This window comes from Paracoccus sp. SCN 68-21 (assembly GCF_001724535.1).
GTDB classification, from domain to species: Bacteria; Pseudomonadota; Alphaproteobacteria; order Rhodobacterales; family Rhodobacteraceae; genus Paracoccus; species Paracoccus hibiscisoli.
In genome coordinates this window covers 1-23,945 of the sequence record NZ_MEES01000065.1, presented here as the reverse complement: position 1 = coordinate 23,945, position 23,945 = coordinate 1, and the positions used below count along the sequence as shown (strand labels likewise).

Here is a 23,945-nt window from a genome sequence, read left to right as displayed (position 1 = left end):
CGCGCCGCGCCGACTAGGTTGGGCCGAACGCCACCCGTCCGCACCCCGACACCCCGACCCCGAGCAGCGCCATGACCCAGACCTCTCCGTCCTCGACCGCCCAGCTGATCGCCGCCCGCCTGCCCGATCACGCCCTGCCGCGCGACCTCTATTGCGACCAGCAGGCGTTTCGCGACGACCTGGAGCAGATCTGGTACCGCGAATGGCTGTTCGCCGGTCCCAGCTGCGAATTGCCCAAGACCGGCAGCTATATCACGATGCAGGTCGGCGATTATCCGGTCATCGTCACGCGCGGCGCGGATGGGCGCATCCGGGCGTTCCACAACGTCTGCCGCCATCGCGGCCAGCGCCTTTGCGCGAAATCGAACGGCACCAACCCGAAGCTGGTCTGCCCCTATCACCAATGGACCTACGATCTGGACGGCAAGCTGCTGTTCGCGCGCGACATGGGCCCCGATTTCGACCCGTCGAAATACAGCCTGAAATCAGTCCATTGCGTCGATCTCAAGGGGATGATCTTCATCTGCCTGGCCGCCGTGCCGCCCGCCATCAACGAACTGGCCGCGAACCTGATGCGCTATGTCGCGCCTTCGGGGCTGGCGGATGCCAAGGTCGCCTTTACCTCGACCATCGTGGAAAAGGGCAACTGGAAGCTGGTGATGGAGAACAACCGCGAATGCTATCACTGCGGCGGCAGCCATCCGTCGCTGTGCCGAACCTATTCCGACGACCCGCTGATGACGGTGATGGAGGGGCCCAATTCCGCCAGCCCCGAGATCCTGTCCCACTGGGACCGCTGCGATGCGGAGGGCCTGCCCGCGCGCTTTGTCAATGCCCCCGACATGCAGTGGCGGATGGCCCGCGTGCCGCTGATGGACCATCAGGAAAGCTTTACCATGTCGGGCAAGGCCGCCGTGTCGCGGCGCATGGGCTCGATGCCCTGGAATGACGCGGGCAGCCTGATGTTCTATCACTTCCCCTCGTCCTGGAACCACTTTCTGGCCGATCACGCCATCGTCTTCCGCATCCTGCCGATCAGCCCGACCGAGACCCAGGTCACGACCAACTGGCTGGTCCACAAGGACGCGGTCGAGGGGGTCGATTACGATCTGGAGACCCTGACCCGCGTCTGGCTGAACACCAATGACGAGGACCGCCAGGTCGTCGAGGAGAACCAGGCCGGCATCCTGTCGCCCGCCTATGAGCCCGGCCCCTATTCCCCCAGCCAGGAGGCCGGGGTGATCCACCTGATCGACTGGTATTGCGGGCTGATGTCCGCGCGGCTTGGCGCGCGCATGGCGGCGGAATAATGGCGCGCCCCCGCCTGAACTGGACCGCCGAACCCTGGTCCGACGACGAGCCGCTGGAATGCGTGATGGTCGTGCCGGAAACGCGCGACACCGCGACCTTCATCTTTCGGGCACCATCGGGGGCCTGGTTCGACTATCAGCCCGGGCAGTTCGTGACGCTGGACCTGCCGGTCGATCCGGCCAAGGGCGCGCGCGGTAACATCCAGCGGACCTACACGATCAGCTCGTCGCCGTCGCGGCCACTGTCGATCTCGGTCACGGTCAAGGCGCAGGCGACCTCCATCGGCACGCGCTGGATGCTGGATCACCTGCAGCCGGGCATGCGCATCAAGGCTTTTGGTCCAGGCGGCATCTTCAGCTTTCATCGGCATCCGGCGCGGAAATACCTGTTCATCTCGGCCGGGTCGGGGATCACGCCGATGATGTCGATGACCACCTGGGCCTGGGATCAGGCGCAGGATACCGACATCGTGTTCGTCCATGCCGCACGCCGCCCCTCGGACATCATCTTCCGCGAACGGCTGGAGCAGTTCGCCTCGCGCGTGCCGGGCCTGCAGGTCCGCCTGACCGTCGAGGAACCGGAACCGTTCCGCACCTGGACCGGCTATCAGGGGCGTCTGAACAGCCTGATGCTGGGCCTGATGGCCCCCGATTATCTGGACCGCGAGGTGTTCTGCTGCGGCCCCGAGCCTTTCATGCAGGCGGTGCGCGACATGCTGGTCGCCCTTGGCTATGACATGGACCGCTATCACCAGGAGAGCTTCGGCGCCCCTGTCGCCACCGAATCCGAGGCTCCGGTGATCGACGATGTGGCCCCCGATGAGGATGCCCGCGCGCAGGTGGTGTTCACCGCCAGCGGCGTCACGGCCGCCTGCGCCGAGACCGACACCGTGCTGGCCGTGGCCAAGCGGGCGGGGCTGAACATTCCGTCGGGCTGCACCTTCGGGCTGTGCGGCACCTGCAAGATCCGCAAGACCGCCGGAGAGGTCCATATGGTCCATAACGGCGGCATCAGCGACGAGGACATCGCCGAGGGCTGGATCCTGGCCTGCTGTTCCAACCCGATGGGCCGGATCGCGGTCGAGGTGTGATCCCCCGCCGCCGGTCGCGGCGGCGGGGGCAGAGGCGTCAGGCCTGAACCATCATCCCGTTCTGCGCATGGCGCTGCGCAAGCTTGCGCCCTTCGCGGCCGTTCAGCAGGCGACGTGCCGCGGGCCGGGCCGGGGCCGCAGGCGACATCAGCGCCAGTTCGGGGAACAGGTCCAGCAGCTCGCGTTGCGCGACGTCCGACAGGGCTTTCAGCGCCTCGGGCCCTGTATGCAACGTCTCGGAACAGGCTCCCTCGGACATCACGACCTGATGGTCGGCGCAGAGGAAATGCACATAGGTCACGCCATGGCGCCACGGCGCCTCCTCGATGCCGGGGATCGCGGTCAGATGCTTGGCCGCGACCAGCACCTCGGAATCGTCGAACATCCGCTGCGCGATGCGCGATCCCACCAGCATCCGATGCTGCGGAGAGACGGTCATGTCCCGCGCGGGCAGCCCCGGCCCAAGCGCGTCCTTGCGGATCAGCACGGGGCGGCGATGCGGCTCGACCGCCAGACGGGCGGCCGACAGGGTGCGGCTGCCGGTCCAGGCGATCTCCTGCAGGCCCGCGTCACGGGTCCAGACCTGCATGCCGGGATGCAGCTCCTCGACCGGGACATCGCCGTGGCGCGTGCGGATCAGCGTGCCTTCGGTAAAGCAGATGATGCCGCCCGGGAACGTGTAATCCACCGGACGGATATCCGTGATCAGCGCGATTGCGCCCAACAGGTTCGGCGCCCCCTCAGGATAGAGGAACACCAGCTGTCCGCCCGAAGTCTGGACCAGCACCACCGGCTGAGAGGAGCCCAGAGGCACGACGATGCCCGCCACCCGCACGCCGGGCTGGATCGTTCCCGACCCCAGCACGGTGGCGGTGCGGCCATCGCCCAGGGTGACGGTCTCACCGACGACCAGCTGGTTGTTGTTGTCGGTCACGGTGTTGGTGACCTGTGGGCCGATCCGGTTCAGCAGCAGCGTGCGCTGCGCCGACAGCAGCTGGGCGCTGAGCAGCGACCCCGAATAGTTCTGGGTTGTGACATCATTGACGACCGACATTCTGTGGCTCCCTGTCATGCTATTCTTAGCGGCGAGGGTTACGGGTGCGGTCGTGGATTGTTTCACCCTGAGGGAGAGATTTTCGCAGGCGCGCCGACGGAACGGGGTCGCAGCCCGCCCTGCGCATCCGTCAGCACCAGCACCGGCAGGCGGCGCCCCAGGGGCAGGCGCAGCCCGGCCAGCGTCAGGCCGGCGCCTGCCTGACCCCGCGCCGCCACATGCAGCGTCGCATCTCCGACCGCCAGCAGGCGTCCTGGCGCCATCTGGTCGTCGGGTGGCAACGGCATCTGCCGCCCCCGCCCCATGCAGGGCAGAAACAGCACGCAATTGTCCCGCACCACCGTCGTCGTCACCGCGGCGATCACGGGATACAGAGCGCCGCGGCGCGGGGTGGGAGAGGCATCAATCATAGGCGGCTCGGACCTGTCGCTGTCGCGTCGGCCGATACGGACCGTGTGCCGAAAGGTTTCAGGCGGCGGTCACCGCCCGCCCAGCCACAGCGCCAGCAGCACCGCCTTGACCACCAGCACCGCGCCGAGAACCAGCCCCGTAAGCAGCTCCGGGCGCGTGATCCTCCACCATCCGTGCACGGCGGGGGGGGCACCGAACAGCCGCGCCTCGATCCGGGGCAGCAGGTCGGGCGCGGGAACGGGCGCAAAGGCAGCGTCCATCTGCGACAGTTGTCGCTGCCAGCGCGCAACCACGCACGCCCATTCCGGGTCGCGGGTCAACCGATCCTCGGCGGCGCGCCGCTGGTCACGATCCAAAAGACCAATGACATACTCGGCTGCCAGCAGCTCGTCGGGGGAAAGATCGGTCATTGGGGGTCCGTAAATTGATCCATGCAGCGCCTCAAGCGGTGCAGGGATCTGCGCAGCCAGGTCTTCATCGTGTTGAGGGGAACGCCCGACCGCCGTGCCAGTTCCTCATAGCTCCAGCCCTCCAGATAGGCGTCGCGGACGGCCTGCGCCTTGTCATCCTCCAGCAGGGACAGGCAGTGATCCAGCTGCGACCGCTGGTCCGAGGCCACGGCCTGCGCCTCGGGGGAGGGGGCGCTGCCGGGCATATCGGGGCATAGCGGGGCGGTCAGGGGGCGGCTCTGACGGGCGCGCAGCCGGTCGATGGCGGCATTGCGGGTGATGGCCACCAGCCAGGTCTGCGGGTTCGCCAAAGCAGGGTCGTAACGGCCCGCGCGGGTCCAGACACGCACGAACACTTCCTGTAAAACCTCCTCGGCATCGGCACGGTCGCGCAGCATGCGTAATAGAATACCGAATACAAGATTACTGTTCGCGCGATAATATCGCGCGAAGTCGTTCCGGCTTCCAGCGGCGATGGCATTCAGCCAGCCGGTATTTTCGTCATGCCGATTCATATTCGCTAAGGTCTTGATCTGGAAAGATTGAAATGGTTATCCTTGGCCCGAATCATAATCGGACACTAAATGACTTAACAATAAATCCAAGGAAACCAAATGACCGACAAGGCGCGGATCATGCTGATCATCTTTATCGGCACACATATTCCCCTGATTGCTGTCGCGACAACTATTTCGCTTTTTGGGATAAATGCGCTGCGGGCGCTGCTGATTGTCCTTTTCCTGGCGACCCTGACGGGCGCGGTGACGACGATGGTCGCAGTCGGTCGGCTGGTCCGGTCGCGGCCCGCGCTGGTGGCCTGATAACCCGGCGCCGCGTAGCATCGTGATCTACGAGGGGGGCGGGAAAAAGTTTCAGACAGCGAAATGGGGGCATCTGCAGGGCGGGTGGCGCTTGGTCGCAGCTGCGTGCATGCTGACCCGGTCCCGCCCGTCGCCGCGACGGGCGCCCCCGGCCCGATGCGGGCCCGAACCGCCGGAAAGCGACCGCCGATGACCCCTGACGTTCTGTTGATGACCCCGACCCGCCCCGACGCGCTGGCCAGGCTGGAGGCGGGCTATGCTCTGCACCGCCTGGACCATGCCCCCGACCGCGACGCGCTGCTGGACCGCCACGGCGCGCAGATCCGCGCCATTGCCGCGATCGGCCATGTGCCCATCGACGTGGCCCTGCTGGACCGCCTGCCCGCGTTGGAGATCATCAGTTGCGGATCGGCGGGCTATGACGCCTTTGACACCGCCGCCATCGCGGAACGCGGAATCGTGCTGACCAACGCCTCTCCGGCGCTGGCCGAGGAGGTGGCCGACATGGCCCTGCTGCTGGCGCAGGTGGGCTGGCGCGACATGGTCGCCGCCGATGCCTGGGTCCGCAGCGGGGACTGGGCGCGCAAGGGGTCGTTCCCGCTGCAGCGGTCGTTCCGGGGGCGCAGGCTGGGCATCGTCGGCATGGGCACGATCGGGCGGCAGATCGCGGCGCTGGCGCAACTGCTGGGGCTGCAGGTCGCCTATTGGAACCGCCGCGACAAGGGCGTGGACCTGCCCTTCCAGCCCGAGTTGGCGACGCTGGCCGCCGACAGCGACATCCTGATCGCCATCGTCGCGGGCGGGCCGGACACGCAGGGCCTGATCACGGGCCCGGTGCTGGAGGCGCTTGGGCCCCAGGGGCTGTTCGTCAACGTGGCCCGCGGCAGCGTCGTCGACGAGGAGGCGATGATCGCCGCCCTGCAATCGGGCAGGCTGGGGGCGGCGGCGCTGGACGTGTTCGCGTCCGAGCCCGACCCCGACCCGCGCCTGACCGCGCTGCGCAACGTGACGCTGTCGCCCCATCAGGGGTCGGGCACGGTCCAGACGCGCGACGCGATGGCCGCGCTGATGGTGGACAACCTGGACGCCCATTTTGCGGGGCGGCCGCCGATCAGCCCGGTGACGCTGGCGTGACGCGCGTGGCGCGGATCACCGCGTCGCGGATGCGCGCCGCCAGCGGCGACAGTGGGCGGCGGCGCAGCGACAGCAGGTAATAGGGCGCCACCCGGATGTCCTGAGGGTGGTTCAGCAGCGCGAATCCCGCATTGACTGGCGGGCGCATCAACAGCTGGGCCACCTCCTCGGACACTGAAGCGATGGCGTCGCCCTGCGCCAGATAGGCGATGGTGAACAGGATCGACGGGCTGTTGACGATGTTGCGCGGCTCGGGCAGGCCCGCGGCGGCGAATGCCTCCATCGTGGCCTCGCGGATGGGGGCGCCGCGCGACTGCATGATCCATTCCTGATCGTGCAGATCGGCCAGATCGACCCGCGCGGCCGCAGCCAGAGGGTGGCCCGCGCGCACGCAGAACGTCACCTTTTCATCGCGCAGGGGCTGGATCAGGAACTCGCGGCTGTCGAAATCGGGTAGGACGCGGGCCAGCGCGAAATCCATTTGCCCCAGGCTCAGCTGGCCCAGCAATTCGCGTGACGGCATCACGTCGACTGTGATGTCTGCCTCGGGGGTGTCGCGCTTGATCGCGCGGACCGACGAGGTCAGATAGCCGACCGCAGGCCCCGTCACCGCGCCCACATGCACCGACCCCGCCTGCCCGCCGCGCAGGGCCTGCACGTCATCGGCCATGCCCTGCATCTCGCGCAGGATCACGCGGGCGCGGCGCAGGACGGTGGTGCCGATCTCGGTCGGCGACATGCCCTTGGGCTGGCGGATGAACAGCGGCGCGCCGCATTGACGCTCGATCTCGGCCAGCATGCGCGATGCGGCGGGCTGGGTCATGGCGCAATGCGCGGCGGCCTGCTGCAGCTGGCCGGTCTCGGCGATCTCCAGGATCAGGCGCAGGGGGGCGGGTTTCAGATGGAGGGGTGGCGACATGCGTTTTCCGGTATGTTGGTCGTCGTGAATGTCATTTTACTGATATGCAGCGGCTTTGCTATGGTCCCGTTCGCAGCCCCGCAACAAGGGGACCGCACAGGGGCGGCGCCACGGCGCCGAAAGGGAGGGTAACATGACATTCAAAACCGCCGCGGTCGCGCTGGCGATCGGGACCTCGTGGCTGGCCTTTGGCGCCGCGGCCCAGACCGTGGGTATCTCCATGCCCACGCAATCCTCGGCCCGCTGGATCGATGACGGCAACAACATGGTCCGCCAGTTCCAGGAGGCAGGCTACGAGACGACCCTGCAATATGCCGAGGACGACATCCCCAACCAGCTGGCCCAGGTCGAGAACATGATCAGCCAGGGGGTCGACGTGCTGGTCATCGCGGCCATCGACGGGACCACGCTGTCCAACGCGCTGGCCAATGCGGCGGCATCCGACATTCCGGTCATCGCCTATGACCGCCTGATCCGCGACACGCCGGACGTGGATTACTATGCCACCTTCGACAATTTCAGCGTCGGTGTGGCACAGGCCACGTCGCTTGTCGTGGGCTTGGAGGAGCGGTTCCCCGACGTCCAGCCCTGGAACGTCGAGCTGTTCGGCGGCAGCCCGGACGACAACAACGCCTATTTCTTCTATGACGGCGCGATGTCGATCCTGCAGCCGCTGATCGACGAGGGGCGCATCGCGATTCCGTCGGGCCAGATGGGCATGGACACGGTCGGCACGCTGCGGTGGGACGGATCGGCCGCGCAGGCGCGGATGGATAACCTTCTGTCGGCGAACTACACCCAGGCCACGGTGCATGGCGTGCTGTCGCCCTATGACGGGCTGTCGATCGGCATCCTGTCCTCGCTCAAGGGCGTGGGATACGGCTCGGGCGACCAGACCATGCCCATCGTCACCGGCCAGGATGCCGAGGTCCAGTCGGTCAAGTCGATCCGGGCCGGAGAGCAGTATTCGACCGTCTTCAAGGACACCCGAGAGCTGGCCCGCGTCACCGTCGGGATGGTCGACGCCATGCTGAAGGGCACCGAGCCCGAGGTGAACGACACCGAGACCTATGACAACGGCGTCAAGGTCGTGCCGTCCTTCCTGCTGGAGCCGGTGGGCGTCGACGAATCGAACTGGGAACAGGTCCTGATCGACAGCGGCTACTATACCGCCGAACAGCTGCAGTAAGGCGCATCGGGCCGCCCCCCTGCGGGCGGCCCGGACAAGGGGGGAGAGCCATGGGCGCGCTGTTGCGAATGGACCGGATCACCAAGACCTTTCCAGGGGTCAAGGCGCTGGACGATGTCAGCCTGGAGGTGGCCGAGGGCGAGATCCACGCCATCTGCGGCGAGAACGGCGCGGGCAAGTCCACGCTGATGAAGGTGCTGTCGGGCGTCTATCCGGTCGGCAGCTATGAGGGCCAGATCACCTATGACGGCCAGCCCGCGGCCTTCGGGTCCATCCGCGACAGCGAGGATGTGGGCATCATCATCATCCACCAGGAGCTGGCCCTGGTGCCGCTGCTGACCATCGCCGAGAACATCTTTCTGGGCAACGAGCGCGCCACCCGCGGCGTCATCGACTGGCCCGAGACATTCCGCCAGACCGAGGCCCTGCTGGCCAAGGTCGGCCTGCGAGAGACGCCGGGCACCCGCGTCGACACGCTTGGCGTGGGCAAGCAGCAGCTGGTCGAGATCGCCAAGGCGCTGTCCAAGAACGTGCGCCTGCTGATCCTGGACGAGCCCACCGCCGCCCTGTCCGAGGGCGACAGCCAGGCGCTGCTGGACCTGCTGCTGGAGCTGAAAGGGCAAGGCGTCACCAGCATCATCATCAGCCACAAGCTGAACGAGGTCCGCCGCGTGGCCGACAGCGTCACCGTCATCCGCGACGGCGCCACGATCAGCACGCTGGAGGCCAAGGGCCTGACCGAGGACCGCATCGTGCGCGACATGGTGGGCCGCGACATGGCGCATCGCTATCCCGAGCGCGAACGCCGCGCGGGCGAGGTGGTGTTCGAGCTGCGCGACTGGAATGTGGGCCATCCCGAACAGCGCGACCGCCGGATGATCCGCGACCTGTCGATGCAGGTCCGCGCCGGAGAGGTCGTGGGCATTGCGGGCCTGATGGGCGCGGGCCGGACCGAGCTGGCCATGAGCGTCTTTGGCCGCAGCTATGGGCGCGACATCTCGGGGCAGGTGCTGATGCACGGGCGGCCGGTCGACGTCTCCACCGTGGACCGGGCCATCGCCGCCGGTCTGGCCTATGTCACCGAGGACAGAAAGACCCTCGGCCTGATCCTGGACGAGACGATCCGCCGCAACACCGTGCTGGCCAATCTGGGCGCCGTCGCCACGCGCGGCGTCGTCGATGACGGCCGCGAGACCGAGGTGGCCGAGACCTATCGCCGGTCCCTGCGTATCCGCACGCCCTCGGTGTTCCAGAAGGTCATGAACCTGTCTGGCGGGAACCAGCAGAAGGTGGTTCTGGCCAAATGGCTGTTCACCGACCCCGAGCTGCTGATCCTGGACGAACCCACGCGCGGTATCGACGTGGGCGCGAAATACGAAATCTACAGCATCATCAACGACCTCAGCGCGGCAGGCAAGGCCGTCATCCTGATCTCGTCGGAAATGCCCGAGCTGTTGGGCCTGTGCGACCGGATCCATGTGATGAACCAGGGCCGGTTCGTGGGCGAACTGACCGCCGCCGAGGCCAGCCAGGAAGCGATCATGTCACTGATCGTCAGGGAATAGGAAACCGCAATGGTGGACCAGACAGACCACGCGCCGACCATGGGCATCGGCGCCTATGTGGCACGCCACATCCGCGAATACGGCCTGCTGGTCGCGCTGATCGCGATCATGGCGTTCTTTCAGATCGTGACGGGGGGCGTGCTGCTGCGCCCCGTCAACATCACCAACCTGTTCCTGCAGAACAGCTATATCATCATCATGGCGCTTGGGATGCTGCTGGTGATCGTGGCGGGGCATATCGACCTGTCGGTCGGCTCGGTCATGGGGTTCATCGGGGCGCTGGCGGCGGTGATGATCGTGACCATGGGCCTGCCGGTCTGGCTGACCATGGGGGTCTGCATCCTGGCGGGCATGGCGATCGGCGCGGTGCAGGGCTATTTCGTGGCCTATTGGAAGATCCCGTCCTTCATCGTCACGCTGGCGGGGATGCTGGTCTTTCGCGGGCTGTCGCTGTGGCTGCTGGCGGGACAGTCGGTCGGGCCGTTCCCGCAGAACTTCCAGCTGCTGTCTACCGGGTTCATCCCCGACCTGATGGGGGTGGGGCGTCCCAACGGGCTGGCGCTGGCATCCGGCGTGCTGGCCGTGGGGCTGATCCTGTGGATCGGGCTGCGGGGCCGGGCGCGCAATGCGCGCTACGGGATGGATGACGAACCCTTTGCGCTGTTCCTGATCCGCAACGCCATCGTCGCCGCCGCGATCCTGTTCGTGACCTGGAAGCTGGCCTGGTTCCGGGGCCTGCCCAACGTGCTACTGTCGATGGTGGTGCTGACGGTCGTCTATGTCTTCCTGACCGAGCGCACGACCATCGGGCGGCGCATCTATGCGGTGGGCGGCAATGCCAAGGCCGCCAAGCTGTCCGGCATCCGGACTGAGCGGCTGACCTTCCTGACCTTCGTGAACATGGGGATGCTGGCGGCCTTGGCGGGGCTGATCTTTGCCGCGCGGCTGAACACCGCCACGCCCCGCGCGGGCTTCGCGGTCGAGCTGGACGTGATCGCCGCCGTCTTCATCGGGGGGGCCTCGATGTCCGGGGGGGTGGGGCGCATCGTCGGCGCGGTCACCGGCGCCTTCATCATGGGCGTGATGAACAACGGCATGTCCATCATGGGCATCGGCATCGATTACCAGCAGGTGATCAAGGGCCTGGTCCTTTTGGCCGCCGTCTTCTTCGACGTCTACAACAAGAACCGTGAGGCCTGAGATGCTGTTGTCGCAACTGACCCTGACCGATGGCACCCGCGCCGTCGCCGCCCGCACCGACGGACAGGCGCATCTGGTGCCGGGCGAGCCGTCGACCCGCCAGTTGGCGCTGGACGCTTGGGAGGCAGGCCGCGACCTTGCGGCCGAGATCGCGGCCCGTGGCCCTGGCACCCCGGTCGATCTGGCCGCCGCGCTGCGCGAGGGGCGCGTGCTGCTGCCGCTGGATCATCCGGACCCGGCGCATCTGCACCTGACCGGCACCGGCCTGACGCATCTGGGCAGCGCTGCGACCCGCGACGCCATGCATCAGGGCGCGGAGGACACGCTGACCGACAGCATGAAGATGTTCCGCATGGGGCTGGAGGGCGGCAAGCCCCCGGCAGGCCAGGTCGGCGCGCAGCCCGAATGGTTCTACAAGGGCAACGGCCATGCCGCCGTGGCGCCGGGCGCCGCGCTGACATCGCCCGCCTTCGCGCTGGACGCCGGAGAGGAGCCCGAGCTGGCGGGCCTTTATGTCATCGCCCCCGATGGCCGCCCGCTGCGGGTGGGGTTCGCCCTGGCCAACGAGTTTTCCGACCACGTGACCGAACGCGGCAACTATCTGTGGCTGGCCCATTCCAAGCTGCGCCCCGCCAGCTATGGCCCCGAGATGCGCGTGGGCCCGCTGCCCGACCATGTCGAGGGTCACAGCCGCATCATCCGCGACGGCACGACGATCTGGGAAAAGCCGTTCCTGTCCGGAGAGGCGAACATGTCCCACAGCCTGGCCAACCTGGAACACCACCATTTCAAATATGCCATCTTCCGCCAGCCCGGCGATGTGCATGTGCATTTCTTCGGCACGGCCACGCTGTCATTCGCCGACGGGATCACCGCGCAACCCGGCGACCGGTTCCGGCTGGACTGCGCCGAATTCGGCCTGCCGCTGGAGAACCCGCTGGCCCATGACGACACCGACGCGACCCCGGTCGCCGTCGCAACGCTGTAGAGGTGCGCGCATGAGTTTCACCCCCGCCCCCTGGCCCCGCCGCCTGCGTTCGCAGGACTGGTATGGCGGCAATTCGCGCGACACGATCTATCATCGCGGCTGGCTGAAGAATCAGGGCTATCCGCATGACCTGTTCGACGGGCGCCCGATCATCGGCATCCTGAACACCTGGTCCGACCTGACGCCCTGCAACGGCCACCTGCGCGAGCTGGCCGAGAAGGTGAAGGCCGGCGTGTGGGAGGCCGGCGGTTTCCCGGTCGAGGTGCCGGTCTTTTCGGCATCGGAGAACACGTTCCGCCCTTCGGCCATGATGTTCCGCAACCTGGCGGCGCTTGCCATCGAGGAGACGATCCGCGGGCAGCCGATGGATGGCGCGGTGCTGCTGGTCGGCTGCGACAAGACCACGCCCAGCCTGATGATGGCCGCCGCCAGCTGCGACATCCCCTCGATCGTGGTCACCGGCGGGCCGATGCTGAACGGCTGGTTCCGGGGCGAACGCATCGGCTCGGGCACGCATCTGTGGAAGTTCAGCGAGGCCGTGAAGGCCGGAGAGATGAGCCAGGACGATTTCCTGGAGGCCGAGGCGTCGATGTCGCGCTCCTCTGGCACCTGCAACACGATGGGCACGGCCAGCACCATGGCCTCGATGGCCGAGGCGTTGGGCATGGCCATGTCGGGCAATGCCGCGATCCCGGCCGTGGACAGCCGCCGCCGCGTCATGGCGCAGATGTCGGGCAGGCGGATCGTGCAGATGGTCAAGGACGACCTGAAGCCGTCAGACATCATGACCCGCGACGCCTTCGAGAACGCGATCCGCGTGAACGGCGCCATCGGCGGTTCGACCAATGCGGTGGTGCATCTGCTGGCCATGGCGGGGCGCGTGGGCGTGGACATCACGCTGGATGATTGGGACCGCTGCGGACGCGACGTGGCGACCATCGTGAACCTGATGCCGTCGGGGCAATACCTGATGGAGGAGTTCTTTTACGCGGGCGGCCTGCCTGTGGTCATCAAGCGCCTGGCCGAGGCCGGGCAGCTGCATAAGGGTGCCCTGACCGTCAGCGGCCAGACAATCTGGGACGAGGTCAAGGGCGTGATGAATCACAACGAGGACGTCATCCGTCCCGTGGACAACCCCCTGACCGCGCAGGGCGGCATCGCGGTCCTCAAGGGCAATCTGGCGCCCAAGGGCGCGGTGCTGAAACCCTCGGCCGCCAGCCCGCATCTGCTGGTCCATCGCGGTCGGGCGGTGGTGTTCGAGGATATCGACGACTACAAGGCGCGCATCAACGACGAGGCCCTGGACATCGACGAGACCTGCGTGATGGTGCTGAAGAACTGCGGCCCGCGCGGCTATCCCGGCATGGCCGAGGTCGGCAATATGGGCCTGCCGCCCAAGGTCCTGCGGCGCGGCATCACCGACATGGTGCGCATCAGCGACGCGCGCATGTCGGGCACGGCCTATGGCACGGTCGTCCTGCACACCGCCCCAGAGGCCGCCGCCGGAGGCCCCCTGGCGGTCGTGCGCAACGGCGACATGATCGACATGGACGTGCCGAACCGCCGCCTGCATCTGGACATATCGGAGGCGGAGCTGACCGCGCGTCTGGCGGCGTGGCAGCCGCTGCCCGATCAGCCGACCAGCGGTTATGCGTTCCTGCACCAGCAGCACGTCATGGGCGCCGATACCGGCGCGGACATGGATTTCCTGCGCGGGTGCCGGGGCAATGCGGTCGGAAAGGACAGCCACTGATGAAAATCGCGCTTGTGGGCATCGGCAAGATCGCGCTGGACCAGCACGTCCCGGCGTTGCGCGACAGTCCCGACTGGACGCTGGCCGCGACCGTCTCGCGCAGCGGCCAGGTCGCGGGGGTGCCGGCCTATACCGATATCGACGCGATGCTGGCCGCCCATCCCGATGTGGGCACGATCAGCCTGTGCCTGCCGCCGGTGCCGCGCTTTGCCGCGGCGCAGGCAGTGCTGCGCGCGGGTCGGCACCTGATGCTGGAGAAACCCCCCGGCGCCACCCTGTCCGAGGTTCACGCCCTGCAGGCCATGGCGCAGGGCGTCAGCCTCTATGCGACCTGGCACAGCCGGATGGCGCATGGGGTGGCGGGCGCGCGGGCCTGGCTGGCCGACCGGACCATCCATGGCGGGCATATCACCTGGCGCGAGGATATCCGCAAATGGCATCCCGGCCATGATTGGATCCTGGAGGCGGGTGGCATGGGCGTCTTTGACCCCGGCATCAACGCGCTGTCGATCCTGACCGCGATCCTGCCCCGCCCGGTGCATCTGACGGGGGCCGAGCTGGACCTGCCCGCCAACCGGCAGGCACCCATCGCCGCGCGGCTGACCCTGTCGGACGGCATTACCGCCGATCTGGATTTCCTGCAGCAGGGGCCGCAGACATGGGATATCGAACTGCAGACCGATGGCGGCACGTTGGCCCTGCGCATGGGCGGCAACCTGCTGGAGATCGGCGGCCAGCCCGTCGACGGTCAGGACAGCATCATGCAGGAATACCCCGCACTTTATGCCCGCATGGCGGCGCAGGTGCGTCAAGGCGCGTCCGAGGTCGATCTGGCACCGATGGTGCTGGTCGCGGATGCGTTCACCCTGGGACGGCGGGTCACCGTCGCCCCGTTCGATTTTTGAAGGACAGACCATGACCCAATCCACGCACGGACATCACCTGATCGCGGGCGACTGGACGGCAGGCGAGACCCGCTTTCGATCCGCACCCGCCACCGGGCAGGCGCAGGAATTCGCGTCGGGCAACGCCGCCCTGGTCGATCGCGCCGTGCAGGCGGCCGAGGCGGCATTCGCTGATTTCGCCGCCACCACCCGCGCCGATCGTGCCGCCCTGCTGGACGCCATCGCCGACCAGATCGAGGCCCGCGCCGAGGCGATCACCGCCATCGGCGCAGCCGAGACCGGCCTGCCCGAGGCCCGCCTGCAGGGCGAACGCGGCCGCACCACCGGGCAGCTACGCCTGTTCGCCGACCACATCCGCGCGGGCGACTATCTGGACCGCCGCCATGACGCCGCGCTGCCCGACCGCCAGCCCCTGCCGCGCCCCGATCTGCGGATGATCCAGCGGCCCATCGGCCCGGTCGCGGTCTTTGGCGCGTCGAATTTCCCGCTGGCGTTTTCGACGGCGGGCGGTGACACCGCATCGGCGCTGGCGGCGGGCTGCCCGGTGGTCGTCAAGGGCCACCCCGCCCATCCCGGCGCAGGACAGATCGTGGCCGAGGCCGTTGACGCGGCCATCCGCCAGACCGGCATGCCCGCGGGCATCTTCAGCTTTATCCACGGCGACACGCATGAGGTGGGTCAGGCGCTGGTCCAACACCCGCTGATCAAGGCCGTGGGCTTTACCGGGTCCTTGCGCGGGGGGCGCGCGCTGTACGATCTGTGCGCCGGGCGCCCCGAGCCGATCCCGTTCTACGGAGAGCTGGGCAGCATCAACCCCTGCTTCCTGCTGCCCGCCGCACTGGCGGCGCGGGGCGCGCAGATCGCGCAGGGCTGGGCCGCCAGCCTGACCATGGGCGCAGGTCAGTTCTGCACCAATCCCGGGCTGGTGATCCTGCCCGCCGATCATGCCGACGCCTTTGCGGATGCCGCCGCCGCAGCCCTGGCCGAGGCCCCGGCCCAGGTCATGCTGACCGACGGCATCGCCGACGGTTTCCGCCAGGGGGCTAAGACGCTGGCCGCATCCGCCGACCCGGTGCTGCGCCATGACAGCGACGGCCGCAACGCCCGGCCCGCGGTCTTTCGCGTGGATGCCGCGCGGTTCATGGCCGATCCGGGCCTGGCGCATGAGGTCTTTGGCCCGGCGGGCCTGATCGTCGCGACCGACAGCGACGACCAGATGCTGGATCTGGCCCGCGCGCTGGAGGGTCAGCTGACGATCACGCTGCAACTCGACGTAGGAGACACCGCGCTGGCGGGGCGGCTGATGCCGGTGCTGGAACGCAAGGCGGGCCGCATCTTGGCCAATGGCTGGCCCACCGGGGTCGAGGTCGCGGATGCGATGGTGCATGGCGGCCCTTATCCGGCCTCCACGAATTTCGGCGCGACCAGCGTGGGCACGATGGCGATCCGGCGCTGGCTGCGCCCGGTCTGTTTCCAGAACCTGCCCGACGCCCTGCTGCCGGCGGATTTGCGCGACTGAGAGGAGACAGGCGCGCGAAAAGACGACCACATCACCCAAGGGAGGCTATCATGACCAGAACTCTGATGACGACCGTCGCGGCGCTGGCGCTGTGCGGCGGGGCTGCCACGGCGCAGACCGTGGGCTTTTCGCAGATCGGCTCGGAATCGGGCTGGCGCGCGGCAGAGACCACGCTGACCCGCCAGCAGGCCGAGGAGCGCGGCTATCAGCTGCAATTCTCGGACGCGCAGCAGCGGCAGGAGAACCAGATCGCCGCGATCCGGTCCTTTGTGGCGCAGGGCGTCGACGCGATCCTGCTGGCGCCCGTGGTGGCGACCGGTTGGGACAGCGTGCTGGAGGAGGCCGCCGAGGCCGAGATCCCCGTCGTCCTTCTGGACCGCCGCGTGGACAGCAACGAAAGCCTGTATCTGACCGCCGTGGGCTCCGATCTGGTCCATGAGGGCGAGGTCGCAGGCCAGTGGCTGGTCGACCAGGTCGCAGGCGAGGAATGCCGCATCGTCGAATTGCAGGGCACGACCGGCTCCAGCCCCGCCATCGACCGCAAGACCGGCTTCGAGACCGCCATCGCCGGCCATGACAACCTGGAGATCGTGCGCAGCCAGACCGCCGATTTCACCCGCGCCCGCGGCAAGGAGGTCATGGAGAGCTTCCTTCAGGCCGAGGGCGGCGGCGCGGATATCTGCGCGCTTTACGCCCATAACGACGACATGGCGGTCGGCGCGATTCAGGCCATCAAGGAGGCGGGGCTGGCGCCCGGCAGCGACATCCTGGTCGTGTCCATCGACGCGGTGCCCGACATCTTCCAAGCCATCGCCGCCGGAGAGGCCAATGCCACGGTCGAGCTGACGCCGAACATGGCCGGACCCGCCTTTGACGCGCTGGAGGCGTTCTGGGCCGACGGCACCATGCCTGAAAAGTTCATCCAGACGGAATCGCGCCTGTACACCCAGGCCGATGATCCGCAAGGCGAATACGACCGCCGCAAGGATCTGGGCTACTGATGCCATGCGGGCGGGCCCGACGCGGCCCGCCCGACCCTGGAAAGGAATGCCGATGCTGCTGTCGATCCGGTCGCTGACCAAGGTCTTTCCCGGCACCCGCGCGCTGGACGATGTCGATCTGGACATCGCCGCGGGCGAGGTCCACGCCCTGCTGGGCGAGAACGGCGCGGGCAAGTCCACGTTGATCAAATGCCTGACCGGGGCTTACCCCCGCGATGGCGGCACGATCACGCTGGAGGGCGCGCCGATCGACCCGCGATCGACCCTGCAGGCGCAGGAACTGGGCATCGGCACCGTCTATCAGGAGGTGAACCTGCTGCCCAACCTGACGGTCGCGCAGAACCTGATGTTCGGGCGCGAACCGCGCCGCTTTGGCCTGATCGACATGCGCGGGATGCGGACGCAGGCCCACGCGACGCTGGCGCAATACGGGCTGTCCATCGACGTGGACCGCGATCTGGGCAGCTATTCGGTGGCGATCCAGCAGATCGTGGCCATCGCGCGGGCGGTCGAAATTTCCGGCAAGGTGCTGATCCTGGACGAACCCACCGCAAGCCTGGACGCGGCCGAGGTGGCGATGGTCTTTGACGTGGTCCGCGGCCTGCGCGACCGGGGCATGGCCATCGTCTTCGTGTCGCATTTCCTGGACCAGGTCTTTGATCTGGCCGACCGGGTGACCATTCTGCGCAACGGTCGGCGCGTGTCCAGCCAGCCCATCGCGGGCCTGACCCGCATGGCGCTGGTCGAACAGATGCTGGGCCGCGCGCTGGAGGAGGTCGTGGCCAGCCCCGCCCCCGTGGCCGAACAGGCCCCCGCCATGCTGCATTTCAATGGCATCGGCCGGGCCGGGGTCGTCGCGCCCTTTGACCTGACTGTCGCCGCCGGAGAGGTCGTGGGCCTGGCGGGCCTGCTGGGATCGGGGCGCACCGAGACGGCCGAGATGCTGTTCGGCATCCGCCCCGCCCAGACCGGCACCGCGCGGGACGCGGACGGTCCGCTTGACCTGCGCCACCCGCGCGCGGCCATCGCCGCCGGTTTCGGTTTCGCGCCGGAGGATCGCAAGACGGACGGCATCGTGGCCGACCTGTCGATCCGCGAGAACATCATCCTGGGCCTGCAGGCGCGGCGGGGCTGGGCGCGACCCATCCCGCGGGCGGAACAGAACCGCCTGGCCGACGACTATATCCGCCAGCTGGACATCCGCACCTCGGGCCGCGAAAAACCCATCGGAGAGCTGTCGGGCGGCAACCAGCAAAAGGCCGTGCTGGCCCGCTGGCTGGCGATGAATCCGCGCTTCCTGATCCTGGACGAACCCACGCGCGGCATCGACGTGGGCGCCCATGCCGAGATTTTGCGCCTGATCCGCACCCTGACCGACAAGGGCCTGTCCCTGCTGATCATCAGCAGCGAGCTGGACGAACTGGTCGCCGTCGCCGACCGCGTGATCGTGCTGCGCGACCGGGCGCATGTGGCGCAGCTGACGGGGGCTGCGGTGGGCGCCGACGCGATCATGCATGCCATCGCCGGGACGGGGGACGCGGCATGACGGTCCTGTCGCGCATCGCCCCGCAGCTGATCGTGCTGGCCGCGCTGATCGCGCTGGTCTCGGTCTTTTATCCCGGCTTTCTGTCCATCGACATCCAGAACGGCCGCCCCGTGGGCCCGGTCATCGACATCCTGAAACGCAGCGCGCCGGTGGCCCTGCTGGCGGTGGGCATGACGCTGGTCATCGCCACGCGCGGGATCGACCTGTCGGTGGGCACGATCATGGCGATCTGCGGGGCGGCGGCGGCCTGGGCGCTGACGCAGGGCCTGGGCGCGGGGGCGGCGATCGCGCTGGCCCTGACGGCGGGTCTGGCGGCGGGGCTGTGGAACGGCGTGCTGGTCGCCGTCGTAGGCATCCAGCCCTTTGTGGCGACCCTGATCCTGATGACGATGGGGCGGGGCGTGGCGCAGCTGATCACCGAAGGGCGGATCCTGACATTCACCGATCCGGGCTTTGGCTGGGTCGGGTCGGGCGTGGCCCTGGGCCTGCCGGTCCCGGTCTGGATCTGGCTGGCCACGGCGATCGCGGTCGCGGCCATCATGCGCCGCACCGCCCTGGGCCTGCTGGTGGAGGCCGTGGGCATCAACCGCCGCGCCGCCCATCTGGCGGGGGTGAACGCGACCGTCCTGCTGATCGCGGTCTATGTCGCCAGCGGCTTTTGCGCGGCGCTGGCGGGCATCGTGGTGACCGCCGACATCCGCGGCGCAGATGCCAACAACGCGGGCCTGTGGCTGGAGCTGGACGCCATCCTGGCCGTGGTCATCGGCGGCAACTCCCTGCTGGGGGGGCGGTTCTCGGTCGCGGCATCGGTGCTGGGGGCGCTGATCATCCAGACGATCAGCGCGGGCATCCTGCTGGCGGGGTTCGCGTCGGAATACAACCTGATCATCAAGGCCGGGCTGGTGCTGATCATCCTGGTGCTGCAATCGCCGCGCATCGCGTCCGAATGGCGGCTGTGGCGCGACAGCCACCGCGCCGAAAGGGGCCGGACATGAACACCCGCCTGCTGCCGCTCTATGCGACGATCGCGATCTTCGTGCTGGCCTATGCGCTGGCCTACAGCCAGTTTCCGGCGATGCTGTCCACGCGGGTCATCGGCAACCTGCTGACCGACAACGCCTATCTGGGAATCGTCGCGGTGGGCATGACGCTGGTGATCCTGTCGGGGGGGATCGACCTGTCGGTGGGGTCGGTCATCGCCTTTTCGGGCGTGTTCATCGCCGTCCTGCTGCGCGACACCGGGCTGCATCCGCTGGCGGTGTTCGCGGCGCTGCTGTTGCTGACCACGGTGTTCGGAGCCGGGATGGGGTTCCTGATCGACCGGCTGGCCATGCCCGCGTTCATCGTGACGCTGGCGGGGATGTTCCTGGCGCGGGGCGCGGCCTATCTGCTGTCGGTCCAGTCGGTGCCGATCACGCACCCGTTCTACAAGCTGCTGCAGGACGCCTATTGGCTGATGCCGGGGCGGGGGCGGCTGACGCTGATCGGGGTGCTGATGCTGGTCGTGGTCGCCCTGGGCGCGGTGGTGGCGCATCGCACCCGGTTCGGCACCAGCGTCTACGCCCTGGGCGGCGGCGCGCAGACCGCGCGGCTGATGGGCGTGCCGCAGGGGCGCACGACGGTGCTGGTCTATGCGTTTTCGGGGCTGATGGCGGGCCTGTCGGGGATCGTGTTTTCGGTCTATACGGGGTCGGGCTATTCGCTGGCCACCGTGGGGACAGAGCTGACGGCCATTGCCGCTGTGGTCATCGGCGGCACGCTGCTGACGGGCGGGTCGGGCACCATGATCGGCACGCTGGTGGGCGTGCTGACGATGGGCCTGATCCAGACCTACATCGTCTTTGACGGCAGCCTGTCCAGCTGGTGGACCAAGATCGTGATCGGGCTGCTGCTGCTGGGGTTCATCCTGCTGCAAAAGGGTCTGCTGCGCCTGTCGCAGCGCGGTCGCTGACAGCGTGGGGCAGGGCGGGCGCAAGGCTGGCCTTTCGCGGTGTGATCGGGCATCCTGATCCCTCGCGGCGCGGGCCGGTCCCCGCCACAACCCCAGGATAAAGCAGCACCCCGAGCATTTGACCTATTCCCGAGAGCCAAAGACCCGCGCCGAGACGCCCATGCCACTCCGCCCTTCGGCGGGTCCGGTCTATCCCGCCTTCAAGCGGCGCATCCCGGAACGGCTGTTCTATGTGGTTCCGGCGCTGATGTGGCTGGCCCTGTCGCTGCGCCATGGCAGCCTGACCCTGCCAAGCGCGGCCAACCCCGCCCTGGACGCAGGCGGCCTGTGGGGAGAGAGCAAGTCCCAGGGACTGGCGCTGTTCGGTCCGACCGGCCGGCGGTTCCTGCCCCCCTTCGCGAATGTCGACTGCGTGCCCGGTATCGTCCGCCTGCAGGCGGCCACGCGCGCGATGGCCGATCACGCGCTGACATTTCCGGTCGTGGGCAAGCCCGACCGGGGCTATCAGGGCTGGGGCGTGCGGCTGCTGAGCACGCGGGCCGAGCTGGCCGATTACCTGTCGCGCCAGCCGGACGGCGCGCAGGTGATGCTGCAGGCCCTGATCGACATGCCCGGAGAGGCCGGGATCTTCTACATCCGCCAGCCGGGGCAGGGGGCGGGGCGCATCGTGTCGATGGCCTTTGTCCACCCGCCCCATGTCATCGGCGACGGACAGCACAGCATCGCGCAGCTGGTCGCCCGCGACCCGATCCTGCAGGCGAATGCCGCGATCTATCGCGAAAGGAACCCCGGCGCATGGGACAGCACTCCCGCGCCCGACGCGTTCCATTGCCTGACCAATGCCCGCAGCGCGCGGCTTGGCGCGGTCTATCGCAACGCGATCGATCAGGTTACGCCCGCGCTGGAGGCGGTGATCGACCGCATCTCGGCCGAGATCCCCGATTTCCACTTTGGCCGGTTCGACATCCGCTTTCGCAGCGTCGAGGCGCTGCGCGAGGGTCGCGGGTTCCGCATCGTCGAGCTGAACGGCGCGGGCGCCGAGATGCTGCATATCTGGGCGGGCGACGGGACGCTGCGCGGCGCCTGGCGCACGCTGTGGCAGCAATATCGCAGCCTGTTCGCCCTGGGCGCCGCCATGCGCCGGCAGGGCCACCGCCCTGTCGGCCTGATCGGCATGATCCGCCTGCAGCGCCAGCAGGAGCGCCTGCGCCGCACCTATCCGCCCAGTTCGTGACCGGAACCCCGCACCATGATCGCAGACCTGCCGCATTGCCCCGTCCCCGGTGAGATCGTCCAGCTGGCCGCCCCCGAACAGTCGCTGGCGGGCGATGCGCTGACCTTCATTCTGGAGCCGTTCCAGCCGCTGCGCGAACAGCTGATCGCGATCACCGGCATCGGCCTGGAGGCCGAGGTCGAGGGCGACGACCCGCTGCTGCGCCGCCGCGACCTGCCGACCCGCGCGGACGGTCAGCCCCTGTCCGTTCTGGCCGCCGGACAGCCGGGCGGTCAGCGGGTGATCTTCATCCATGGCAGCCCGGGCCTGGGCGAGGAATGGGCAGGCTTTCTGGCCGATGTCCCGGCCGGGCGGCTGTATCTGGCCCCCGACCGGCCCGGTTTCGGCAACAGCGGCCCGACGCCGGTGACCGACCTGCAGGACCAGGCCGACGCGCTGGTGCCCCTGCTGGGCACGCCCGCGCAGCCGCCCGTGACGCTGGTCGGCTATTCCTATGGCGGCCCGCTGGCGCTGCGGCTGGCGGCCGATCACCCCGACCGCGTCGCGGCCCTGCTGCTGGTGGGCGCCGCCGCCGATCCGGGGCTGGAGGAGATCCACCCCCTGCAGGAGGTCGCGGCGCTGGATTTCTTTGCCCAGATGCTGCCCACCGAACTGGCCAGCTCGAACGCCGAGCTGATGTCCCTGCGCGCAGGGCTGGAGGCGCTGGCCCGGGATCTGCCCGGTCTTCGCCTGCCGGTGACCATCGTGCAGGGCACCGCCGACACGCTGGTGCCAGCGTCAAACGCCGACTATCTTCGCACCCATCTGGCGGTGACCCCGGCCACGGTGATGATCGAGGGGGCGGATCATTTCCTGCCCTGGTCCCATGCCCCGGTCCTGAACCGCGCCCTGGATTGCCTGCTGGAGGCGCAGACCGTTCAGCGGTCCGAGGCGTCCGTCCCCGACAGATAGCGCCGCGCCACCGCGCGCCCGGCCCACAGCACCGCCATCAGCACAGCAGCCCCGGCCAGCCAGGCCCATGGCCCCAGCCACTCCATCAGCACCGCATAGATGCCAAAGGCGCCATAAAACACCGCCGGAACATAGATCAGCACGATCACCGCATTGATCGCCGCAAAGCGCCGGAACCCCACCCGCAGGAACCCGCTGGCCACAAAGATCGGAAACAGCAGCCACGGCACCAGCCGCGCCAACAGCGCCGCCGCCAGCGTGCTGCGATGCAGCAGGCGCCGCCCCTGATCCAGACGCTCCTGCGCCACCCAGGCCGCGATGCGCCGATGCCGCACCGCCAGCGCGCCCAGCCCGTACAGGCACCAATCGCTGACGATCATCCCGGCGCCAAGCGCGATCAGCGCCAGGGTCGCGGTCATCTCCTCCGAGGCGGCTAGACCGGCACCCAGCAGGATGGCGGCCTCCTCCAGCACAAAGGTCGACAGGAACAACAAGGCCGCCAGAACCAGCGGATTGCCAAGATGCTGTTCGATCAGCGCTTCCAATGACGGCCCCCGTGATGCGTTCGGATCATGCCGAACCAGATGTCCCGTTTCGACGGCCCGAGGCAAGACATGCCCGCCATTTTCACCCAAGCCCCGCCAATCATCCCTGCGCTGCCTTGCCGTGCATGCCAAGAGCCCGCCGCAAAAAATCGCAGACTTATAGTGTTGATTTCCAACCAGAAGTGACCCTGGAGTCCATCGAGACCTGACCCGCCTTTGATTTTGGATTTCCGTTCATTCAGTGGTCGATGTGTGAGTGTTTACCTTTTTCTGGCGCACCGCGGCGGCTGATGCATGAGGTGGCTCGGGGAAACCGAACAGCCGGGATAAGTGGATTTTCCGCGCAACAGCAGCATGATGCTGCGAGCGAGGAGATGACCATGACGAGACGACCGCGCCGGAACCATAG

The 23,945-nt window shown here is 68.0% G+C and carries 23 protein-coding genes; 17 read left to right on the top strand and 6 right to left on the bottom strand.

The window, feature by feature from the left end; translation table 11 throughout:
* The first annotated feature begins 71 nt into the window (after positions 1 to 71).
* Positions 72 to 1,310 carry an aromatic ring-hydroxylating oxygenase subunit alpha gene (locus tag ABS73_RS14215; RefSeq protein WP_277020656.1) on the top strand — a complete coding sequence of 413 codons (1,239 nt, stop codon included), beginning with the start codon at positions 72 to 74 and terminating at the stop codon, positions 1,308 to 1,310.
* On the top strand, positions 1,310 to 2,401 hold the full coding sequence (locus tag ABS73_RS14210; RefSeq protein ID WP_277020654.1) for an FAD-binding oxidoreductase: 1,092 nt from the start codon (positions 1,310 to 1,312) through the stop codon (positions 2,399 to 2,401). Before ABS73_RS14215 ends, ABS73_RS14210 begins: the two co-directional genes overlap by 1 nt.
* 37 nt (positions 2,402 to 2,438) lie before the next feature.
* Here the strand turns inward: ABS73_RS14210 and ABS73_RS14205 are convergent, their stop codons facing one another.
* The 4 genes from ABS73_RS14205 to ABS73_RS14190 all read right to left on the bottom strand — a co-directional run bounded on the left by ABS73_RS14205 (position 2,439) and on the right by ABS73_RS14190 (position 4,830).
* Positions 2,439 to 3,455: a Hint domain-containing protein gene (locus tag ABS73_RS14205; protein WP_277020652.1), complete on the bottom strand. Its 1,017-nt coding sequence runs from the start codon at positions 3,453 to 3,455 to the stop codon at positions 2,439 to 2,441.
* Positions 3,456 to 3,517: 62 nt separating this feature from the next.
* Positions 3,518 to 3,865 (bottom strand): hypothetical protein, encoded by a 348-nt coding sequence (locus tag ABS73_RS14200; protein WP_277020650.1) that lies wholly within the window; start codon positions 3,863 to 3,865, stop codon positions 3,518 to 3,520.
* A 69-nt stretch (positions 3,866 to 3,934) separates the two neighbouring features.
* Complete coding sequence (locus ABS73_RS14195; protein WP_277020647.1) at positions 3,935 to 4,276, bottom strand: hypothetical protein; 342 nt, start codon at positions 4,274 to 4,276, stop codon at positions 3,935 to 3,937.
* Positions 4,273 to 4,830, bottom strand: coding sequence for a sigma-70 family RNA polymerase sigma factor (locus ABS73_RS14190; RefSeq protein ID WP_277020645.1), 558 nt, complete (start codon positions 4,828 to 4,830; stop codon positions 4,273 to 4,275). Before ABS73_RS14190 ends, ABS73_RS14195 begins: the two co-directional genes overlap by 4 nt.
* A gap of 99 nt (positions 4,831 to 4,929) precedes the next feature.
* On the opposite strand from ABS73_RS14190, the gene ABS73_RS14185 reads away from it, so the two are divergent.
* Together ABS73_RS14185 and ABS73_RS14180 are read left to right on the top strand one after the other, a co-directional pair.
* A complete protein-coding gene (locus tag ABS73_RS14185; protein ID WP_277020642.1) occupies positions 4,930 to 5,136 on the top strand; it encodes a hypothetical protein in 207 nt (68 codons plus the stop codon).
* A gap of 189 nt (positions 5,137 to 5,325) precedes the next feature.
* Positions 5,326 to 6,270 carry a 2-hydroxyacid dehydrogenase gene (locus tag ABS73_RS14180; protein WP_286693531.1) on the top strand — a complete coding sequence of 315 codons (945 nt, stop codon included), beginning with the start codon at positions 5,326 to 5,328 and terminating at the stop codon, positions 6,268 to 6,270.
* Here ABS73_RS14180 and ABS73_RS14175 read toward each other — a convergent pair.
* Complete coding sequence (locus ABS73_RS14175) at positions 6,248 to 7,189, bottom strand: LysR family transcriptional regulator (protein WP_277020637.1); 942 nt, start codon at positions 7,187 to 7,189, stop codon at positions 6,248 to 6,250. The two genes, ABS73_RS14180 and ABS73_RS14175, sit on opposite strands and share 23 nt — an antisense overlap.
* Before the next feature lie 133 nt (positions 7,190 to 7,322).
* On the opposite strand from ABS73_RS14175, the gene chvE reads away from it, so the two are divergent.
* The 13 genes from chvE to ABS73_RS14110 all read left to right on the top strand — a co-directional run bounded on the left by chvE (position 7,323) and on the right by ABS73_RS14110 (position 22,991).
* Positions 7,323 to 8,378 (top strand): multiple monosaccharide ABC transporter substrate-binding protein, encoded by a 1,056-nt coding sequence (chvE, locus tag ABS73_RS14170; RefSeq protein WP_277020634.1) that lies wholly within the window; start codon positions 7,323 to 7,325, stop codon positions 8,376 to 8,378.
* 50 nt (positions 8,379 to 8,428) lie between these two features.
* Entirely contained in the window at positions 8,429 to 9,943 is a 1,515-nt protein-coding gene (gene mmsA / locus ABS73_RS14165) for a multiple monosaccharide ABC transporter ATP-binding protein (RefSeq protein WP_277020631.1), read from the top strand.
* Between the two features lie 9 nt (positions 9,944 to 9,952).
* Positions 9,953 to 11,143: a multiple monosaccharide ABC transporter permease gene (mmsB, locus tag ABS73_RS14160; RefSeq protein WP_277020629.1), complete on the top strand. Its 1,191-nt coding sequence runs from the start codon at positions 9,953 to 9,955 to the stop codon at positions 11,141 to 11,143.
* A 1-nt stretch (position 11,144) separates the two neighbouring features.
* Positions 11,145 to 12,131 carry an AraD1 family protein gene (gene araD1, locus ABS73_RS14155; RefSeq protein WP_277020627.1) on the top strand — a complete coding sequence of 329 codons (987 nt, stop codon included), beginning with the start codon at positions 11,145 to 11,147 and terminating at the stop codon, positions 12,129 to 12,131.
* Between the two features lie 10 nt (positions 12,132 to 12,141).
* Entirely contained in the window at positions 12,142 to 13,884 is a 1,743-nt protein-coding gene (gene araD, locus ABS73_RS14150; RefSeq protein ID WP_277020625.1) for an L-arabinonate dehydratase, read from the top strand.
* Positions 13,884 to 14,789: a Gfo/Idh/MocA family protein gene (locus tag ABS73_RS14145; RefSeq protein WP_277020622.1), complete on the top strand. Its 906-nt coding sequence runs from the start codon at positions 13,884 to 13,886 to the stop codon at positions 14,787 to 14,789. Before araD ends, ABS73_RS14145 begins: the two co-directional genes overlap by 1 nt.
* Positions 14,790 to 14,799: 10 nt before the next feature.
* On the top strand, positions 14,800 to 16,308 hold the full coding sequence (locus tag ABS73_RS14140) for an aldehyde dehydrogenase (NADP(+)) (RefSeq protein WP_277020619.1): 1,509 nt from the start codon (positions 14,800 to 14,802) through the stop codon (positions 16,306 to 16,308).
* A gap of 50 nt (positions 16,309 to 16,358) precedes the next feature.
* Positions 16,359 to 17,309: a galactofuranose ABC transporter, galactofuranose-binding protein YtfQ gene (gene ytfQ / locus ABS73_RS14135; RefSeq protein ID WP_277020616.1), complete on the top strand. Its 951-nt coding sequence runs from the start codon at positions 16,359 to 16,361 to the stop codon at positions 17,307 to 17,309.
* Between the two features lie 52 nt (positions 17,310 to 17,361).
* Positions 17,362 to 18,855 carry a sugar ABC transporter ATP-binding protein gene (locus tag ABS73_RS14130; protein ID WP_277020613.1) on the top strand — a complete coding sequence of 498 codons (1,494 nt, stop codon included), beginning with the start codon at positions 17,362 to 17,364 and terminating at the stop codon, positions 18,853 to 18,855.
* Positions 18,852 to 19,850: an ABC transporter permease gene (locus ABS73_RS14125; protein WP_277020610.1), complete on the top strand. Its 999-nt coding sequence runs from the start codon at positions 18,852 to 18,854 to the stop codon at positions 19,848 to 19,850. The genes ABS73_RS14130 and ABS73_RS14125 overlap by 4 nt, the downstream gene beginning before the upstream one ends.
* Positions 19,847 to 20,806: a galactofuranose ABC transporter, permease protein YjfF gene (yjfF, locus tag ABS73_RS14120; protein WP_277020607.1), complete on the top strand. Its 960-nt coding sequence runs from the start codon at positions 19,847 to 19,849 to the stop codon at positions 20,804 to 20,806. Before ABS73_RS14125 ends, yjfF begins: the two co-directional genes overlap by 4 nt.
* A 160-nt stretch (positions 20,807 to 20,966) precedes the next feature.
* Positions 20,967 to 22,040, top strand: coding sequence for a hypothetical protein (locus ABS73_RS14115; RefSeq protein WP_277020604.1), 1,074 nt, complete (start codon positions 20,967 to 20,969; stop codon positions 22,038 to 22,040).
* 15 nt (positions 22,041 to 22,055) lie between these two features.
* Positions 22,056 to 22,991: an alpha/beta fold hydrolase gene (locus ABS73_RS14110; RefSeq protein WP_277020601.1), complete on the top strand. Its 936-nt coding sequence runs from the start codon at positions 22,056 to 22,058 to the stop codon at positions 22,989 to 22,991.
* Here the strand turns inward: ABS73_RS14110 and ABS73_RS14105 are convergent.
* Positions 22,958 to 23,536 carry a DedA family protein gene (locus ABS73_RS14105; protein ID WP_277020598.1) on the bottom strand — a complete coding sequence of 193 codons (579 nt, stop codon included), beginning with the start codon at positions 23,534 to 23,536 and terminating at the stop codon, positions 22,958 to 22,960. The genes ABS73_RS14110 and ABS73_RS14105 overlap by 34 nt on opposite strands.
* Between the last annotated feature and the right edge of the window lie 409 nt (positions 23,537 to 23,945).

Coding starts and splice junctions, on each gene's coding strand:
- ABS73_RS14215 (WP_277020656.1), top strand. CDS start 72: ATGACCCAGACCTCTCCGTCCTCGACCGCCCAGCTGATCGCCGCCCGC.
- ABS73_RS14210 (WP_277020654.1), top strand. CDS start 1,310: ATGGCGCGCCCCCGCCTGAACTGGACCGCCGAACCCTGGTCCGACGAC.
- ABS73_RS14205 (WP_277020652.1), bottom strand. CDS start 3,455: ATGTCGGTCGTCAATGATGTCACAACCCAGAACTATTCGGGGTCGCTG.
- ABS73_RS14200 (WP_277020650.1), bottom strand. CDS start 3,865: ATGATTGATGCCTCTCCCACCCCGCGCCGCGGCGCTCTGTATCCCGTG.
- ABS73_RS14195 (WP_277020647.1), bottom strand. CDS start 4,276: ATGACCGATCTTTCCCCCGACGAGCTGCTGGCAGCCGAGTATGTCATT.
- ABS73_RS14190 (WP_277020645.1), bottom strand. CDS start 4,830: ATGAATCGGCATGACGAAAATACCGGCTGGCTGAATGCCATCGCCGCT.
- ABS73_RS14185 (WP_277020642.1), top strand. CDS start 4,930: ATGACCGACAAGGCGCGGATCATGCTGATCATCTTTATCGGCACACAT.
- ABS73_RS14180 (WP_286693531.1), top strand. CDS start 5,326: ATGACCCCTGACGTTCTGTTGATGACCCCGACCCGCCCCGACGCGCTG.
- ABS73_RS14175 (WP_277020637.1), bottom strand. CDS start 7,189: ATGTCGCCACCCCTCCATCTGAAACCCGCCCCCCTGCGCCTGATCCTG.
- chvE (WP_277020634.1), top strand. CDS start 7,323: ATGACATTCAAAACCGCCGCGGTCGCGCTGGCGATCGGGACCTCGTGG.
- mmsA (WP_277020631.1), top strand. CDS start 8,429: ATGGGCGCGCTGTTGCGAATGGACCGGATCACCAAGACCTTTCCAGGG.
- mmsB (WP_277020629.1), top strand. CDS start 9,953: ATGGTGGACCAGACAGACCACGCGCCGACCATGGGCATCGGCGCCTAT.
- araD1 (WP_277020627.1), top strand. CDS start 11,145: ATGCTGTTGTCGCAACTGACCCTGACCGATGGCACCCGCGCCGTCGCC.
- araD (WP_277020625.1), top strand. CDS start 12,142: ATGAGTTTCACCCCCGCCCCCTGGCCCCGCCGCCTGCGTTCGCAGGAC.
- ABS73_RS14145 (WP_277020622.1), top strand. CDS start 13,884: ATGAAAATCGCGCTTGTGGGCATCGGCAAGATCGCGCTGGACCAGCAC.
- ABS73_RS14140 (WP_277020619.1), top strand. CDS start 14,800: ATGACCCAATCCACGCACGGACATCACCTGATCGCGGGCGACTGGACG.
- ytfQ (WP_277020616.1), top strand. CDS start 16,359: ATGACCAGAACTCTGATGACGACCGTCGCGGCGCTGGCGCTGTGCGGC.
- ABS73_RS14130 (WP_277020613.1), top strand. CDS start 17,362: ATGCTGCTGTCGATCCGGTCGCTGACCAAGGTCTTTCCCGGCACCCGC.
- ABS73_RS14125 (WP_277020610.1), top strand. CDS start 18,852: ATGACGGTCCTGTCGCGCATCGCCCCGCAGCTGATCGTGCTGGCCGCG.
- yjfF (WP_277020607.1), top strand. CDS start 19,847: ATGAACACCCGCCTGCTGCCGCTCTATGCGACGATCGCGATCTTCGTG.
- ABS73_RS14115 (WP_277020604.1), top strand. CDS start 20,967: ATGCCACTCCGCCCTTCGGCGGGTCCGGTCTATCCCGCCTTCAAGCGG.
- ABS73_RS14110 (WP_277020601.1), top strand. CDS start 22,056: ATGATCGCAGACCTGCCGCATTGCCCCGTCCCCGGTGAGATCGTCCAG.